General features: G+C 41.5%; 12 protein-coding genes. 4 read left to right on the plus strand and 8 right to left on the minus strand.

What is annotated here, in order from left to right:
• Window positions 1-107: 107 nt before the first annotated feature.
• The 8 genes from nspC to BQ2633_RS00975 all read right to left on the minus strand — a co-directional run bounded on the left by nspC (window position 108) and on the right by BQ2633_RS00975 (window position 9,975).
• Window positions 108-1,289, minus strand: coding sequence for a carboxynorspermidine decarboxylase (nspC, locus tag BQ2633_RS00940; RefSeq protein WP_075564596.1), 1,182 nt, complete (start codon window positions 1,287-1,289; stop codon window positions 108-110).
• A gap of 181 nt (window positions 1,290-1,470) precedes the next feature.
• A complete protein-coding gene (thrS, locus tag BQ2633_RS00945) occupies window positions 1,471-3,417 on the minus strand; it encodes a threonine--tRNA ligase (RefSeq protein WP_075564597.1) in 1,947 nt (648 codons plus the stop codon).
• 294 nt (window positions 3,418-3,711) lie between these two features.
• A complete protein-coding gene (locus BQ2633_RS00950; protein ID WP_075564598.1) occupies window positions 3,712-4,602 on the minus strand; it encodes an HIRAN domain-containing protein in 891 nt (296 codons plus the stop codon).
• Between the two features lie 55 nt (window positions 4,603-4,657).
• The gene (locus tag BQ2633_RS00955) at window positions 4,658-4,888 is read right to left on the minus strand and encodes a GlsB/YeaQ/YmgE family stress response membrane protein (RefSeq protein WP_075564599.1); all 231 of its coding nucleotides are present in this window, start codon (window positions 4,886-4,888) and stop codon (window positions 4,658-4,660) included.
• A gap of 989 nt (window positions 4,889-5,877) precedes the next feature.
• Complete coding sequence (locus BQ2633_RS00960) at window positions 5,878-6,663, minus strand: prephenate dehydrogenase (protein ID WP_075564600.1); 786 nt, start codon at window positions 6,661-6,663, stop codon at window positions 5,878-5,880.
• A gap of 127 nt (window positions 6,664-6,790) precedes the next feature.
• Complete coding sequence (locus BQ2633_RS00965) at window positions 6,791-7,855, minus strand: chorismate mutase (protein ID WP_075564601.1); 1,065 nt, start codon at window positions 7,853-7,855, stop codon at window positions 6,791-6,793.
• A gap of 109 nt (window positions 7,856-7,964) precedes the next feature.
• Entirely contained in the window at window positions 7,965-9,152 is a 1,188-nt protein-coding gene (locus BQ2633_RS00970) for an aminotransferase class I/II-fold pyridoxal phosphate-dependent enzyme (protein WP_075564602.1), read from the minus strand.
• On the minus strand, window positions 9,130-9,975 hold the full coding sequence (locus BQ2633_RS00975) for a prephenate dehydratase (protein WP_075564603.1): 846 nt from the start codon (window positions 9,973-9,975) through the stop codon (window positions 9,130-9,132). Before BQ2633_RS00975 ends, BQ2633_RS00970 begins: the two co-directional genes overlap by 23 nt.
• An 803-nt stretch (window positions 9,976-10,778) precedes the next feature.
• On the opposite strand from BQ2633_RS00975, the gene BQ2633_RS00980 reads away from it, so the two are divergent.
• The 4 genes from BQ2633_RS00980 to BQ2633_RS00995 are packed head-to-tail and all read left to right on the plus strand — an operon-like array spanning window position 10,779 to window position 15,910.
• The gene (locus BQ2633_RS00980) at window positions 10,779-12,530 is read left to right on the plus strand and encodes a S41 family peptidase (RefSeq protein WP_075564604.1); all 1,752 of its coding nucleotides are present in this window, start codon (window positions 10,779-10,781) and stop codon (window positions 12,528-12,530) included.
• Window positions 12,490-12,999 carry a 5-formyltetrahydrofolate cyclo-ligase gene (locus BQ2633_RS00985; RefSeq protein WP_176720071.1) on the plus strand — a complete coding sequence of 170 codons (510 nt, stop codon included), beginning with the start codon at window positions 12,490-12,492 and terminating at the stop codon, window positions 12,997-12,999. Before BQ2633_RS00980 ends, BQ2633_RS00985 begins: the two co-directional genes overlap by 41 nt.
• Window positions 13,000-14,256: an MltF family protein gene (locus BQ2633_RS00990; RefSeq protein ID WP_075564606.1), complete on the plus strand. Its 1,257-nt coding sequence runs from the start codon at window positions 13,000-13,002 to the stop codon at window positions 14,254-14,256.
• Window positions 14,228-15,910, plus strand: a complete 1,683-nt coding sequence (locus tag BQ2633_RS00995; RefSeq protein ID WP_141700098.1) for a DUF6377 domain-containing protein — start codon at window positions 14,228-14,230, stop codon at window positions 15,908-15,910. The genes BQ2633_RS00990 and BQ2633_RS00995 overlap by 29 nt, the downstream gene beginning before the upstream one ends.
• Window positions 15,911-15,931: the final 21 nt, after the last annotated feature.

Below are 15,931 nucleotides of genomic sequence, written 5' to 3' on the forward strand. Positions count from 1 at the left end.
TGATATTTATTGCTAAAGGGAAATAATCTGCGTTTTGCTTAGATTGTCAAGTCCAGAGTCCTATAATGCAGTCTTTTCTATATTAAATAGAAAGTAATAGGAAGGATCTAATCCATGCGGTCACGGTAATCTTCATATTGGTACTGGCGCAATACTTCGATGGTTCCGTCAAGGTGTTGCATGCAAATAGCAGGGTGGTGGATACCATTAAACATATTTGTTTTCACTGTAGTGTAATGAATCATATCTTCAAAAATGATTTCATCTCCCACATTCAGTGGTTGTTTAAAGCGCCAATATCCCATATAGTCTCCACTTAAGCAACTATTGCCACCGAGTCTATAGACGCACTCTGCGGTCTCCAAGCCTTCTTCTTTTCCAACTGCTAGGGTTTCTGCACCTCTAACACGAGGATGATAGGGCATCTCTAAGCAATCAGGCATGTGACATGTAAAAGAGGCATTGAAGAGAGCTGTCTTCACTCCTGCATTAGTTACTACATCCACAATCTTGGCCACTAATGGGCCTGTTTGCCATGCAAATGCGCTTCCAGGTTCCATGATTACACGAAGATGAGGGTGGCGAGATTTAAATGCAGTCAAAGTTGAAATGAGATGCTCTACATCATAATCCGCGCGCGTTACGAGATGTCCGCCACCAAAGTTGATCCATTCTAATTGATCAAACCATCCTGCAAACTTTTCCTCAAGATGCTTTAAGGTGTTTTCGAAGGCATAACTACTGCTTTCGCAGTGGCAATGGATATGGAAGCCTCGGATGTCTTGAGGTAGTTGAGAAGGAAGTGCGGTATTAAGAACTCCAAAGCGTGAGCCTGGAGCACAAGGATCATACAGAGCAGTTTCTATCTCTGAGTACTCTGGGTTTACGCGCAATCCGCAGTCTACATATTGAGAAGCCTCGTGAGTTGCATTCCATTTCGCAACCAAAGGTTGAAAACGTTGGTATTGATTAAGAGAATTGAAGGTAATCACAGAGGAGCATCGTAGCATTTCTTGAAAGGTTTCCTCTTCGTAGGCTGGGGTATAGGTGTGGGCACGACTGCCAAATTCTTCAAATGCAAGACGAGCTTCGTAAGGAGATGAGGCGGTGGTGTGATGGATATATTCACGAAAGATAGGAAAAGTGCGCCAAAGAGCAAAGGCTTTGAAGGCAAGAATAAATTCTACACCTGCGCGTTCTGCAATGCTCGTAATTAAAGAAAGATTGTTGCGCAATCGACTTTCTTCGAGGATATATGCAGGGGATGGTGCACCAGGGTATTGTGACATAGTTATGGGGGAGCTGATTAGTTAAGAGTTAAATGCGAATGAAATCAATGATAGAGAAGACTCTCTAGCATATCTATGAGAGATAAGGGAGAGAAGAATCCATAAAGCAATGCGCCCTGTCCACTCTGTTGGATAGGGCGCAATAATTGGATTTGAAACTTCTGAGGAAGTGTGCTATGGCTTAGTATTCGCCCATTTGTTCTGCCACTTCAGAACGAACACGCGCAGCAAAGTCCTCTATAGACATCACTTCTTGGCCGCCACCTTGACCTTGTACACGCACGGCAACAGTTCCTTCTGCTGCTTCCTTCTCACCAACTACAAGCAAGAAAGGTATGTGCTTTATTTCATTGTCACGAATCTTACGACCAATCTTTTCACTACGATCGTCAATGAGCGTGCGCACATCGGCGGCTTCCAAACGATTGCGAACTTCACGCGCATAGTCATTGAACTTATCGGAGATAGGCAATACCACAGCTTGATCGGGCATCAACCAAAGTGGGAAGTGTCCGGCAGTGTGTTCGATGAGCACAGCAACGAAACGTTCCATAGAACCGAAAGGAGCACGGTGAATCATCACAGGACGGTGCTTCTTGTTGTCTTCGCCCGTATATTCGAGTTGGAAACGCTCTGGAAGGTTGTAGTCCACTTGAATTGTACCAAGTTGCCAACGACGTCCAAGCGCGTCCTTCACCATGAAGTCGAGTTTTGGACCATAGAATGCAGCCTCACCATACTCAATCTTTGCGTTAAGTCCCTTTTCTTCGCAAGCTTCAATGATAGCTTGTTCTGCCTTTTCCCAATTCTCTTCCGAACCAATGTACTTAGCGCGGTCTGTTTGGTGACGAAGAGAGATTTGCGCTTCAAAGTTCTCGAATTTGAGAGCTTTGAAAATGATGAGAATGATGTCCATCACGTTGAGGAATTCCTGCTTCACCTGATCGGGACGGCAGAAAATGTGGGCATCGTCTTGGGTAAATCCGCGAACACGGGTAAGCCCATGCAATTCACCACTTTGTTCGTAGCGATAAACAGTACCAAACTCAGCTAAACGTAAAGGGAGATCCTTATAAGAACGAGGCTTCCATGCATAGATAGCACAGTGGTGTGGACAGTTCATTGGTTTGAGGAAGTACTCTTCGCCTTCTTCTGGAGTGGTGATGGGTTGGAAGGAGTCCTTACCATATTTTGCGTAGTGCCCAGAAGTAACATAAAGATTTTTAGAACCAATATGGGGAGTCATCACCTGTTGATATCCAAAACGTTTTTGGATGCTCTTAAGGATGTCCTCAAGACGAAGACGAAGCGCTGTGCCCTTGGGCAACCACATTGGAAGCCCCTTACCTACTAATTCAGAGAACATGAAGAGCTCCATCTCCTTACCAATCTTGCGGTGGTCACGACGCTTAGCTTCTTCTAAAAGTGCAAGATACTCATCGAGCATTTTCTTTTTAGGGAAGGTGATACCGTAGACACGTGTGAGCATTGGACGCTTTTCATCTCCACGCCAATATGCTGAACTAACAGACATAATCTTTACAGCCTTAATTGGAGCCGTAGACATGAGGTGAGGTCCACGGCAAAGGTCTGTAAATGCGCCTTGGGTATAGGTCGTGATATTGCCGTCTTCAAAATCTGCAATTAGTTCATTCTTGTAGAATTGACCACGATCTCCAAAGAATTTTAGAGCGTCATCTTTTGAAATGGAACGACGCACGAGTGCTTCTTTCTTTGCAGAGAGCTCAAGCATCTTTTTCTCAATTTTCACGAAGTCCTCTTCGCGGATGCTTACGCCTTCTGGAGGCATAACATCATAGTAGAAGCCGTTTTCAATGGCTGGTCCTATGCCGAACTGTGTGCCAGGAAACAATTCTTGCAATGCTTCTGCCATAAGGTGAGCAGAAGTGTGCCAAAAGGTGCGCTTACCTTCTTCGTCATCCCATTTGTAGAGAGTGATAGTTGCGTCTTCAGTGATTGGGCGGTTGAGTTCTACTGTTTTACCATTGACTCCGCATGACACAACGTCTTGTGCCAAACGACTAGAAATGCTTTCTGCAATTTGCAATCCCGTAACCCCATTTTCGTATTCACGAACGCTGCCATCGGGAAAAGTAATCTTTATCATCGTAACCGGATGTTATATATGTTGCTATAGATAATTAATTGACTGAAATCTAGAGCATACCCTAGACTCTGCTGTCTTTATTACGGCAAAGTTACTTTTTATGTGCCGAACAGCCAAAAAAAACACGTGCTTTTTAATGCTTTCCCAATATCTGCATTCATTTTTCAGGTTCCTTCGATTCTACGAGTGTACAATCTATAATCTATTGGGATGAAATGTGTCAACTCTCCCATAAGTTCTTGAAAATATGGGAGAGTTGCTCAAAAAAAGATTGTGAAAGGCTTAGGAGCTCAATTAGTCGTTAATGTACTTTCTAAAGGTTGTAAAACATTGCAAAACCTGCAGCTTGAGGCTTTTCTCCGCAACTAATCTAGGTCTTAAAGAACAAGAGCCTAACATCTCTACAGCGGGTATGTCTTCATTCTTGACGTTTAGGGTTTCGTCGAGAGATGTGAGAACAAATGCGCTACAATCATCTATACACTCTATTTTGTTGGGGTCTCTGATGAAAGCATAGCAATCGTCATCTGTAGCAATGATTTTCATTAATAGCATCTGGGTATGTACGCCATCTCGTTCATAGATAAGCACATTCATCGAGCGCTTTATTTTATCTAATTCGTATGGGTATACGCAACAAACTCTCCAACGAAAATAGGCAAACCCGTGTTTCCAGATTTCTTTATGAAGTTGCTTCCAATCTTTCTTGTTGACTTGTAGTGCCATTAAGGGGGCTTCTAGTTCTTCTTGTCTAAGAATTGTCTCTTTGTTCACTACATAGATGGTCATCTTAACAGCATTATGCTCTGTGGACTTTGATTTGAGTTCGCTGATTTCGGCTTTAAAAGATTCATCCCATCCCATGTCAAGCAAGGTTGCTATGGCAGCGTTAGAGGTCTTGGGGACGTATCCAAGGATAAGGTCAAAATCAAAGTGGTCTGGGTCTCCATCGTAGTCATCGGCTAAGGCAACGGCCACGGCGTTAGTATCATATTTGTTATGTTTTTCACGCACAAGTGCTAGCTTTGCTCCTACATACAGTTCATCCCAAACATCAGAGATATCATGATAAGCCAGACCAGCTATGGGGCATTCTAGTAGTACTTTATGTTCTGGAAGAGAAGAAATTGCCGTCAGACCACAAGGTGTATCTTCTTCTTTATCGAAAAATTGTGTTGTATCCATAGTATAGTTTGAGGATATGAGTAAGATGTCTGTTTGTATTTATGAAGTGCGTTGATTATCGACGCGTTGAAAACAACCACAAAATCACGACAGCACCGATTATAGATGAGAGAAGTTCACCTATCGTGTCGTTTATTGTGAAATGCGCAAATGAGAATAATAAATTCCCTACAACTCCTCCGATAATCCCCAAGAAAAGATTGCCTAAGCAACCACTACTTTTTCCTTTTTGAATATGACTCGCGATGTAGCCCGCGAGAATTCCTATGATTAAACTTCCAATCATGCAAAATTGATGTTTTTAAATAAATATGAGGTTTGGTGCAAAGATACGGAATATTCGAGAGATTGCGATGTTTTTCCTCTAAAAAGCAGAAAGAAATCATCTTCTTGTAAATAGAAGGTGTATGCTAGAGGAGATGTTCTTAACTTGTTGTTGTACAATGAAATATAATATACAAACTTGTAAGCTTGTGGAACCTGTCTGCATTAATGACGAATTTCTTTAATTAAGTCTGTCGACACCTATCTAAGGAATACTTTATTCTTACGTTTTTCAAATCAAAAGAAACGAGTCTAATGCGAAGTTGTGCGTTTTCTGGCAGGCCTAAATAGCAATATCAAGGAAAATTACGTGAGAAACGTTTTTTTTTTAGAGAAATCGTTGTTATAAAACGAAAAAATACTACTTTTGTACCGTAAACAAAACAGAGCGTTCTGACTATCTGTGAGTATCGAACATTGTGTTTCCGGTTAAAATGTTAATGGGGCGAAAATGTACATGATGCATGTCATTGGGTATAGTACAATTTATAGGTATTCAAGGTCAGAAATAAATAATACGTACGGACTTTATAACACATTATGCAGAAAGCTGTATATATGAGATGATATCTAATGGTTATCCCAGCCTTGTGTGTTTGCAGGTTGTATATATTATCTTGCGCCACACACCTGATTTTACTCTCTAAAAACACGATAAGATCTTATAGGTCTTAATTATTACCAGAAACCATCCCTAAGAACAACTTCGGTTGCACCTAGGGGTGGTTTTAATATGTAGGGCTGATTGCCCTTAAATAGTAAGTAAGTTTGATTTGGGGAGATTTACCCTTCGTAGCTTTAAGTTCCTTGTCTAATCATAGATAATACTTTGGTCTGATCTATTCGTTAGGCTTGGCATTATATGTCGTAGAGAATAGAAAGATGAGGTGCGAAGTCTTCTTTTGAATTTCAATGCTTCCTCTTTACTAAAGTGTGTCATAACTGTAAGCCTTATATCGTGCCATTTCTTAAATTCTTTCGAATCTTTTCCAAGTAGCTTTTCATTCCTGTAGTATCCTTTGAGTCGATAATTGCTAGAAGTTCAGAAAGTTCATTACGAATTTGTTCAACTTGACAAGATGTGTATGGATTAAACAATACTTCCTGTAGCAGATAGTCGTCTTCTCCGAGTACTCCTTTCGCAATATTCATGTGTCGCTTAAAAGTCGTGCCTGGAGCATCTTGGTGCTTCATTACAGCTGCAAAGACAAATGTGCTAACAAATGGGATACTGAGCGAGTAGGCCACGGTTTGGTCATGCTCCTCAAAGGTGTACTCATAGATATTGAGACCGAGTTTCTGATACAAATCCTTGAAGAAAATGCGTCCCATATAATCTCCTTCGCTGATGATAATTGCATTTTCGTGGCTCAATTGCTGAAGGTTAGCAAAGGTTGGGCCAAACATAGGATGTGTGCTTACAAACGGATGGCCAGACTTGTTGTAGAAGGCATGAAGGTCTGTCTTGACAGATGCGATGTCGCTTAGAATACACGAAGCAGGTAAATATGGAAGTACTTCTTTAAAAGCCGAAATTGTGTACTTCACTGTTACTGCATTGATGACCAATTGGGGTTGGAATTGAGCAATTTCCTCAAGGGACGTGAAACGTTCACAGTTATATGTAAACCGCATACGCTGAGGATTTTTTTCAAAAACCGCTATTTCATGCTCAAAGCTTAGTAAATCAAGGAAGAAGCTTCCCATCTTACCAGCGCCTAAAACGAGTATTTTCATAGAGCTGAAGGGGATTTGTGTAGGTTGCGTTAGTTTCACTGAAAGATGTTTTCTTGTTTGAAGATGCTGCCAGTGAAAGCCCAAGTTTTAGTTTGTAAGAAAGATGGTATAGTGAGTAGCCGTTTGACTATTGGTTGATAATTTCCATTTGCTGTCTCACAGACTCTTCGTGTATACTCTCGAATACAGTAGCAACAAACTCTGCAGTCATACCATATAGAGCCCCTTGCGCGCCACGTTTAGCCAAAATCTCGTTGTAGCGGTTAGCTTGAAATACCGTCATGTTGTGATCACGCTTATATCTACCAATCTGACGACACACGCGCATTCTCTTTGCCAATAGTTCCATCATTTGATGATCCAAATCGTCTATCTGTTGACGAAGATCGACTATCTCGTCTATTTGTTGGTGTTCGTCACGTATGATAAGCAATGACAATATGTAGCTTAGTACATCGGGTGTGATTTGTTGAGCCGCATCACTCCATGCTTTGTCGGGGGTGCAGTGAGATTCAATGATGAGACCGTCAAACCCTAAGTCCATAGCTTGTTGACAGAGTGGAGCAATGAGTTCGCGTTTACCTCCAATGTGACTTGGATCACATATAATAGGTAATTCAGGGATGCGACGACGAAGCTCCAAAGGAATCTGCCAAGTTGGATTATTGCGATATAATTTATTGTCATAGCTTGAAAAACCACGGTGTATTGCCGCCAATCGTCGAATACCAGCTTGATTTAGACGCTGCATGGCACCAATCCACAATTCAAGATCAGGGCTCACAGGGTTTTTCACCAAGATAGGCACATTTACTCCTTGTAAGCTATCGGCGAGAGATTGCATCGCAAAAGGATTTGCGGTGGTTCGAGCACCAATCCAGAGCATGTCTAAGCCATATTTGAGGCAAAGTTCTACATGTTCGGGGGTTGCCACTTCTGTTCCTACGAGCATCCTAGTAGATTCTTTGACTTGTTGCAACCATTTTAGTGCCATTTCGCCATTGCCTTCAAAACCTCCTGGCTTTGTGCGTGGTTTCCATACTCCAGCTCGAAATAGGTGGCAACCTTTTTGTGCTAGGGATTTTGCTGTATTGAGGACTTGTTCTTCTGTTTCTGCAGAGCAAGGTCCTGCAATCACTAAAGGACGATGAGCATCTGATGCAAGATTGAGAGGGAGAATGTCTAGTTCCATAAGGATATCGTGTTTAAACGTGGTAGACGTATGTGTACGTTAATGCAAAGATACGACAAAAGACGGAGAATATAATATAGAATGGAGTAGAGGGGTATGGAAAACTAATCTATCTCTTCTTATGGAGAACAATCCGTTGTAAAGCACGTTCCATAGTCTGCTCGTCAGCACATAGAGAAATGCGGATATATCGCTCCCCATTGCTACCAAAAATAAAGCCTGGTGTGATGAAAATGTCTAACTCATGAAGTACCCATTCCGTGAGTTCTTCGGCATGAGCGTAATGTTCAGGAATTTTGCCCCACAAGAACATCCCTACTTGTTGAGAATTGTAGTGACAACCTAAGGCGGTCATGATGCGTTCTGCTACTTTACGACGACAAAGGTAAACCTTTTGGTTGTACTCTTCGTGCCAAGCATCAGCATTGTCGATAGCTGTGGCAGCTGCGAGTTGGATACCACGAAAAGTACCGCTGTCGATATTGCTCTTTACGCGAAGCATCCATGCAATATATGTTGGATTACTCACACACATACCTACACGCCAGCCTGGCATGTTGAAAGTCTTGCTCATCGAATTAAATTCTATGCAGCAATCTTTGGCGCCTGGCACTTGCATCAAGGAGGTGGGCTGATTATTGAGGATAAAAGAATATGGATTGTCATTGACTATTACGATATTATGACGCTTTGCGAATTCCACCAATCGTCTGTAAGTGCTCATTTGGGCAGCTGCTCCCGTTGGCATGTGTGGATAATTAGTCCACATAACCTTTACTTTTGCCAAGTCCATCTGTTCGAGCTCTTCAAAATTAGGTTGCCATTGGTGCACCTCATCAAGATTGTAGTACACTACTTCTGCTCCCAACAGTCTACTAAGGCTTGTATAAGTGGGATAACCGGGGTTAGGAACAAGAACTTGTTCACCAGGGTTTACCAATGCTAGAGTGACATGTAGTATTCCTTCCTTACTTCCAATCAGAGGTAATACTTCTGTTGAGGAATCTAAAGTGACACCATACCAACGAGAGTAGAAATTCGCTATAGCTTCCAAGAACTCTGGTGTTCCTTTGGTCGGTTGGTATCCGTGACTTGTTGGTTCTTGTGCCACTAGACAAAGTCGTTGCACAGTTGCTTGCGACGGTGGTAAGTCAGGCGAACCAATGGCTAAGCTAATCACGTCGTGACCTGCAGCTTTTCGTGCATTTACTTCTTGCAGTTTGCGACTAAAATAGTATTCTTGTATTTGACTGATTCTAGAAGCTGGAGATATCTTAGAGGTATGAAGAAGTTCCATCGTTATATTCTCCTATAATTTTAAGTTTTTGAGTGAGTGGGATGATTGCATCTATGCTTTGATGATAGCGCTTTAAGTCGTTGAAAGTCAAATCTACATAGAATAGATATTCCCATTCGTGTCCAATGACTGGCATGGACTGTATTTTTGTGAGATTGATGCCATAAAAAGATAAAATAGTCAAGACTTTAGAGAGACTTCCTTCCTCGTGAGGGAGTGAAAAAATTAAGCTTGCTTTATTAACGATTTGCCATGATCGTAGTGAGCCAGCTTTCTGTGGATGACTAACTACCAGAAACCGTGTGAAGTTGTGTTTGTTGTCTTCGATTTGGTTTTTGAGTATTTTCATTCCATAGAGTTTAGCTGCAGAAGCATTGCAGATTGCAGCCCAGCCTCTTTGTTTCTTTTCTATTATGTTTGCTGCTGCTCCTGCGGTATCTTCTGCTTCCACAGCTTTTAGACTAGGATGTTGTGCTAGAAATTGCCGACATTGCATCAGGGCAACAGGATGAGAGTGCACTTCTTGCAATGTGTCCCAATTGTCCTCTGGTAGGCAACATATTGCATGTTCAATATGGAGTTTATATTCTCCTACAATGGTAACTCCCGAAGCGCGAAGTAATTCATAGTTATGGAGAAGTGAGCCTGCAATAGTGTTTTCTATTGCAACTAGCCCAATAATCGTGGGGTCACTATTTATGCTATCAAAAACCTCTTCAAAAGTGTTGCAATAGAGACATTGCACTTGTTCGTTGTGAAAATACTTGTAGGCTGCAATTTCGTGGAAAGCACCTGCGACACCTTGTATAGCGATTCTTTTCATAGGACTGGATATCGATTTATAGATAAAAAGAAAAATCCCACTTCAACATAAAGTGAAGCGGGATGATATGATGAAAAAATGACAACTTTCAATCATTGTAGAAATAACTACATGCGACTACCCCTTCACAATGGCTTGTGAAGTAAAAGTAAAATCGAAAGAATGAAGTAGTAATTGTAAGCATTTTGCTATTTGTTTGGTTTGAATATTGCAAAAATATCACTTATTTTTGAATATTCCAAATGTTTGCTCAGATATTTACAGATAAACTCGCAAAGTCCCTCAAAGTGTTATAATCTAAATAATAGTTGGAACCTTAACCTTTAGGAAGTACTTGATTATATTCCTTGACTCCCATATTAAAAAGGAAGTATTTCCTTTCACTACAGATCAGTAGAGTAGTATGAGTTCTACTATTTTCTGTGCAAAATACATTTTAAAGTAGAGGATAAATCTACTGTAAATGTTGAGGAAAATACAAAGAACTTTCCAATAAAAACTATGAGATGACAGGCAAAGTAGGCAAAGCGTTGAAAGTTGGGATGAGTTCTCGTTGTTTTTACGTGAAATGCTTGGTAGTTTCTGCTGAAATCAGTAGTTTTACATCGCAAAGCGGTGTGTGAAGAAATCATTAGGTACATGGACTACTGGAATAGTTTTCTCTATAGCTTGTGCCTAGCTTTGCGGTTTGTCTGAGAAACGGAAGTGTTATCTCTGTTTCTAGGCAGATGACTTATGTAAATAAATTAGAATATAAGTTAGGCTGGCTTTTTCTTTTCCATGCCTCGAATGATAATTTTCGAATGAAATACTACGCTTCTCGACTTTTACCTTTTTACATAGCTATTGCTGTTGTTATTGGTGTGTTAATCGGAAATTTTTACGCCACTCAATTTGCTGGAAATCGCATTAGTTTTATCAACACTTCAGGAAATAAAATTAGTACCTTGCTCGATGTTATCAATGAACGATATGTAGACAAGGTGGATATGAATGAAGTGGCGGAGAAAGCTGTGCCACAGATTTTGAAGGAACTCGATCCGCACTCTACTTATGTTTCTGCTAAGGATGTAGAATCATCCATGCAAGAGCTGAAAGGTAGCTTTTCAGGTATTGGCGTTCAGTATATGATTTATGAAGATACTGTAAGAATCGTGCGCATCATTGAAGGTGGTCCTGCAGAAGAGGCTGGTTTGCGTGCTGGCGATCGAATTGTCACAATAAATGGTAAGCCTTTTGTTGGGAAAGCTATAGACAATGAAAAGGTGATGAAGTCTCTAAAAGGAGAAAAAGGAAGTGTTGTGCACTTAGGTATTCGCAGAAATGGCACAAAAGGTCTTGTGAAAATTTCAATTACTCGTGGAGACGTGGAAGTCAAAAGCGTTGACGCGAGCTACATGTTAGATGCGAAGACTGGTTATGTACGCATTACCTCTTGGGGAGATAATACTTATGCTGAGTTTCTTCGTGCAATGGCTACTTTATCTCCGAAGGGGATGGATAATCTTGTGATAGATTTGCGAGGAAATTTGGGTGGATACTTGCAAGCTGCTGTAGAAGTTGCTAACGAATTCCTACCTAAGAATCGCATGATTGTATATAACGAAGGTAGAAACTTCACTAAAGAAGAATACAAGAGTGATGGTAAAGGCTCGTATCAAAATATGCCTCTTGTGGTGCTTATTGATGAAACGAGTGCTTCTGCAAGCGAGATTTTTGCTGGTGCAATGCAGGATAACGATCGTGCATCTATCGTTGGACGTCGTAGTTTTGGTAAAGGATTAGTGCAGGTGCCTATAGAGTTCCGTGATGGTAGCATGGTACGTCTTACTGTTGCGCGTTATTACACTCCTTCTGGCCGCTGTGTTCAAAAGCCCTTCAAGCCTGGTGATGAAGAGGACTATGAAAATGATTTAGTTCAGCGAGCTGCTACAGGGGAATACTTCAGCTCTGATAGCATCAAAACCTCAGGCGAAGTCTATAAAACACATTTGGGTCGTAATGTCTACGGAGGAGGTGGTATAATTCCTGACTACTTTATTCCTCGAGATACTCTTGGTTTCACTTCTTACTACAAAGAGGCCTATATGTCTGGTACAATTAGTCAGTTTGCTTTTTGGTATTTAGACAATCATCGCCAAGAGTTGAGCAAGTATTCAGAGGCCTTGCCTTTAGCAAAGTATCTTCGTGGACAGAAAATTGTGGAACAGTTTGCGACATACGCTGATAAGCATGGTATGAAGCGCAGAAATCTCATGATAAGAACTTCGCATAAACTTTTGGAACATTCCATTATAGGCAACATTATTAGTGATCGCCTTGGTATTGGTTCGGCCGTTATTTACCTGAATAATGATGATCCATTCATTATGCGTGCATTAAGCATCTTCCGCAATGGGCAAGCCTTTCCAAAGGCTCCAAGTGGCAAGAAGACTGCTTATCATAATGCAATGCCTAGTCAACTACTTTGGATACAAAAAACTTATGATTTCCAAAAACGAGTTGCGATGCTCTATGCGCGACATTCTGAGAAAACTAAGTCCAGAAAGGCATAAAATCGCAGAAAAACTCCTATTAGATCACCTAGCTGCAGACAAACATTTTTTGTCTGCAGCTAGGGTGATGCTTTATTATGCTATGCCAAGCGAGGTTTCTACAGAATTAGTACTAGCACGATGGAGCCATGAGAAGAAATTCTACTTGCCAACTCTTGTCGATGGAAAGATTCAGGTGAGACCATTTGAAGGCAAAGAAAAAATGAGGCAAGGTCAGTTTAATATCTGGGAACCTATAACATCACCTCTTGAAGATTTGGCAAGCTTAGACTATATCCTCGTGCCTGGAGTTGCTTTTGATTATCAAGGGCATCGTTTGGGACATGGTAAAGCCTACTACGATTGTTTTCTGAGTCAGTCTAGCTTACTACAAGCCCGATACGTTGGCGTGGCTTTCTCAGAACAGGTTCTTCCTCAAATACCTACAGAAGTGCATGATGTGCCGCTTCCTGATCTAATCATTGTCTGAATGAGATTTTTCTATATATTCTGTTTTTTACCACTTCTTTTCATTGGTTGTAAAGTAAAAAAGGAAGGAGAATCCGCTATGTCTGCTGCGTTTGCTAAGGCACCACAGACTACGAGTGGAGAATATGATTTACCAGACCTGCGCAGGGCTGGTGAAATTATAGTTGCTACACTTTCTGGACCAGAAACATATTATGACTACCATGGTTTACCCATGGGGTTGCAATATGCTTTGGCTGAAAATTTTGCCTCATCTGAGGGATTGAAGGTGCGTATGGAGATAGCTAAAGATACAACAGAGTTATTGCAAATGGTCTCAGAAGGAAAGGCTGACTTACTAGCACTTCCCGTGTCTGATAAGCTTATAGCACAAAAAGGTCTTGTTGCAGCAGGCGCTAGAAACGATAAAGCGAATATAAGCTGGGCTGTAAAGTCGAGTGCTAAAGAACTGATAGCAGCACTTAATGATTGGTACACTGATAATAAGGAAGCTGAAGTTGTGCAAGCCGAAAAGGTGCGCATGAAAGAAGTGCATCAAGTGAAAAAGCGTGTGCAAGCTGTTTATCTCTCTAAAGAGCGCGGAATAATTTCAGTGTATGACCATCTGTTCAAAGCAGCTTCTGCGACAACAGGTTGGGACTGGAAGCTAATCGCTGCTCAAAGTTTCCAAGAAAGTGGTTTTGACCCTAACGCTCGTTCTTGGGCTGGTGCACAAGGTCTCATGCAGCTGATGCCTAAAACTGCAGCTGGATTGGGGCTCACTCCCGAAGAAGTTCATGATCCGCGCAGAAATGTCGAAGGTGCTGCAAAACTTATTCGACAACTTACAAGTCAACTTTCGGATATTCGTGATGGAAACGAACGTATAAAGTTTGTCCTTGCCTCTTACAATGGTGGTCTAGGGCACGTTCGTGACGCCATGGCTTTAGCACGAAAATATGGTAAAAACCCACAACAGTGGGATGAAGTTGCACCTTATATTTTAGGTCTTCAGAAGCCTCAATTTTATCGTGACCCAGTAGTGAAATGTGGCTATATGATTGGTAGTGAGACTGCAGGGTACGTGCAAAGTATTTTGAGTCGTTGGCGTAGTTATGGTGGCAATGTCATGTTAACAGGTGCCCCCGTTTTACCAGAGTCAAGCACGACCAGCAACACGATGCCCAACGGCGCCTCAGCTCCAACACACAAAAATAAATTTTCTTCAGGTAAACGCATTCTTTCTCCCGATGATCCCGAGTTTAATCAAATGCATTAAAGCCATTTACTTAGGTTTTTCTTTTCCACGTCTTTCGCATATCCTTTTTGGGGGCTTTGCGTTGATGGGGATTTTTTGCCCTTTGTTGTCTCAAGCAAAAGAGGCTTCTTGGGGTACTGAAGAGATTTTGAAACGTATAGATCGCGCTATTGAGGGAAAAACAATGTTGAGAACTCGATACGAAGCAAAATTGCAGAATCTAAAATCTAAAGCCAACAAGGAGACTGGTAAAGAACGTATCCAAACTTACCAACAGATATTTCGAGCTTACGCGCATTTTCAGAGTGATTCTGCCTTAGCATATTTGAATCGAATTGAAGAAAGTGCAGACTTATTAGACAAGCCTTCTAGTCTTCGCCAGTGGATTACGATTGGTCGTGCTGAAGTCTATGGTATTATGGGGCTTTACAAATCGGCCGCAACGCTGTTAGAGCAGGTACACATTCAAGCAGAAGACAAGTTTTTGCGACTTTACTACTATCAAGTTGCGCGTTCCGTTTATGGTTGGATGGCTGATTATGGTGAAGTGGGTGAGAATCGTAAGGTGCTACAGCAGCTTACTGCCAACTATCGCGATAGCATTTTGTTAGTAGAGACAAATGCCACGAATCGTGCCATAGTACAGGCTGATAAGTTACTTAACGAAGGAGCTCTACAAGCCGGTAAAGAACTCTGCTTGCGGACACTTTCTCATGCAGACTCCTTGCAGCATGTCTATTTATTTGCCTTATTAGCAGATTTGTCAGAGGCTAGTAATAACCACGATGATTATTTGCACTATCTTTCCTTAGCAGCATTGAGTGATCTTGAACGTGGGGTAACAGAATACCGCGCATTGCAACAACTTGCTGCAGAGCTTTCTGAGCGAGGAGATGTTTCTCGCGCTTACACTTATTTGCTTTGTGCTATGGATGATGCGAATTTTTGTAAGGCTCGCTTACGTAGTTTTGAAGCTACCAATGTTTTTCCCATCATCAATGGTGCCCATAAGGAGCAACTCCAGACTCGTCAAACAATAACCTCAGTAATAGTTGTGTTTTCTGTTGTAATTGTTTTGCTACTCTCAGGTTTTATTGTTTTGTTGCGTAAGAAAATGCGTCAATTATCTCATGCACGACAAGAGCTCACAGAGGCACTAGTTGCAGTGCGCGAAGTTAATGCAGCTTTGTTGGAGATGAACGAGAAGCTCTCAACAGCCGACAAAGTAAAAGAAACCTATATTGCTCGCTATCTTCAAAGATGTCGTGGATATATTGACACCCTAGATGAGTATAGACGTGAATTGTTGAAGTTGGCGAAAGCTAAAAACTATGCGCATCTTATGGAGCGTTTGCAGAGTGCAGAGCAATTAGTGCAAGAAGAGCAGTCTTTTTACGCAGACTTTGACGAAGCGTTTGTGACATTGTTTCCCAAGTTTATTGATAACTTCAACGCTCTTCTTCCTGAACAAGCCCAAGTACACCCTAAACGTGATGAGATTCTAAACACAGAGTTGAGAATCTTTGCACTTATTCGTTTGGGCGTCACGGATAGCAATCGCATTGCCCATTTCCTCAACTATTCAGTTCCTACTATTTATTCCTATCGTTCACGATTGCGCAACAAGAGTTTGTTAGATAAGAATGCCTTTGATGAGGCTGTGCTTTCGTGCTAAATTTCTTTGCATACGAGTTAT

Origin of the sequence: Ihuprevotella massiliensis (assembly GCA_900095835.1) — a bacterium.
In the GTDB taxonomy this organism is placed as follows: Bacteria; Bacteroidota; Bacteroidia; order Bacteroidales; family Bacteroidaceae; genus Alloprevotella; species Alloprevotella massiliensis.

Excerpts from the sequence above, each read along its gene's own strand:
- nspC (WP_075564596.1), bottom strand. The coding sequence starts at position 1,289 with ATGTCACAATACCCTGGTGCACCATCCCCTGCATATATCCTCGAAGAA.
- thrS (WP_075564597.1), bottom strand. The coding sequence starts at position 3,417 with ATGATAAAGATTACTTTTCCCGATGGCAGCGTTCGTGAATACGAAAAT.
- BQ2633_RS00950 (WP_075564598.1), bottom strand. The coding sequence starts at position 4,602 with ATGGATACAACACAATTTTTCGATAAAGAAGAAGATACACCTTGTGGT.
- BQ2633_RS00955 (WP_075564599.1), bottom strand. The coding sequence starts at position 4,888 with ATGATTGGAAGTTTAATCATAGGAATTCTCGCGGGCTACATCGCGAGT.
- BQ2633_RS00960 (WP_075564600.1), bottom strand. The coding sequence starts at position 6,663 with ATGAAAATACTCGTTTTAGGCGCTGGTAAGATGGGAAGCTTCTTCCTT.
- BQ2633_RS00965 (WP_075564601.1), bottom strand. The coding sequence starts at position 7,855 with ATGGAACTAGACATTCTCCCTCTCAATCTTGCATCAGATGCTCATCGT.
- BQ2633_RS00970 (WP_075564602.1), bottom strand. The coding sequence starts at position 9,152 with ATGGAACTTCTTCATACCTCTAAGATATCTCCAGCTTCTAGAATCAGT.
- BQ2633_RS00975 (WP_075564603.1), bottom strand. The coding sequence starts at position 9,975 with ATGAAAAGAATCGCTATACAAGGTGTCGCAGGTGCTTTCCACGAAATT.
- BQ2633_RS00980 (WP_075564604.1), top strand. The coding sequence starts at position 10,779 with ATGAAATACTACGCTTCTCGACTTTTACCTTTTTACATAGCTATTGCT.
- BQ2633_RS00985 (WP_176720071.1), top strand. The coding sequence starts at position 12,490 with ATGCGCGACATTCTGAGAAAACTAAGTCCAGAAAGGCATAAAATCGCA.
- BQ2633_RS00990 (WP_075564606.1), top strand. The coding sequence starts at position 13,000 with ATGAGATTTTTCTATATATTCTGTTTTTTACCACTTCTTTTCATTGGT.
- BQ2633_RS00995 (WP_141700098.1), top strand. The coding sequence starts at position 14,228 with ATGATCCCGAGTTTAATCAAATGCATTAAAGCCATTTACTTAGGTTTT.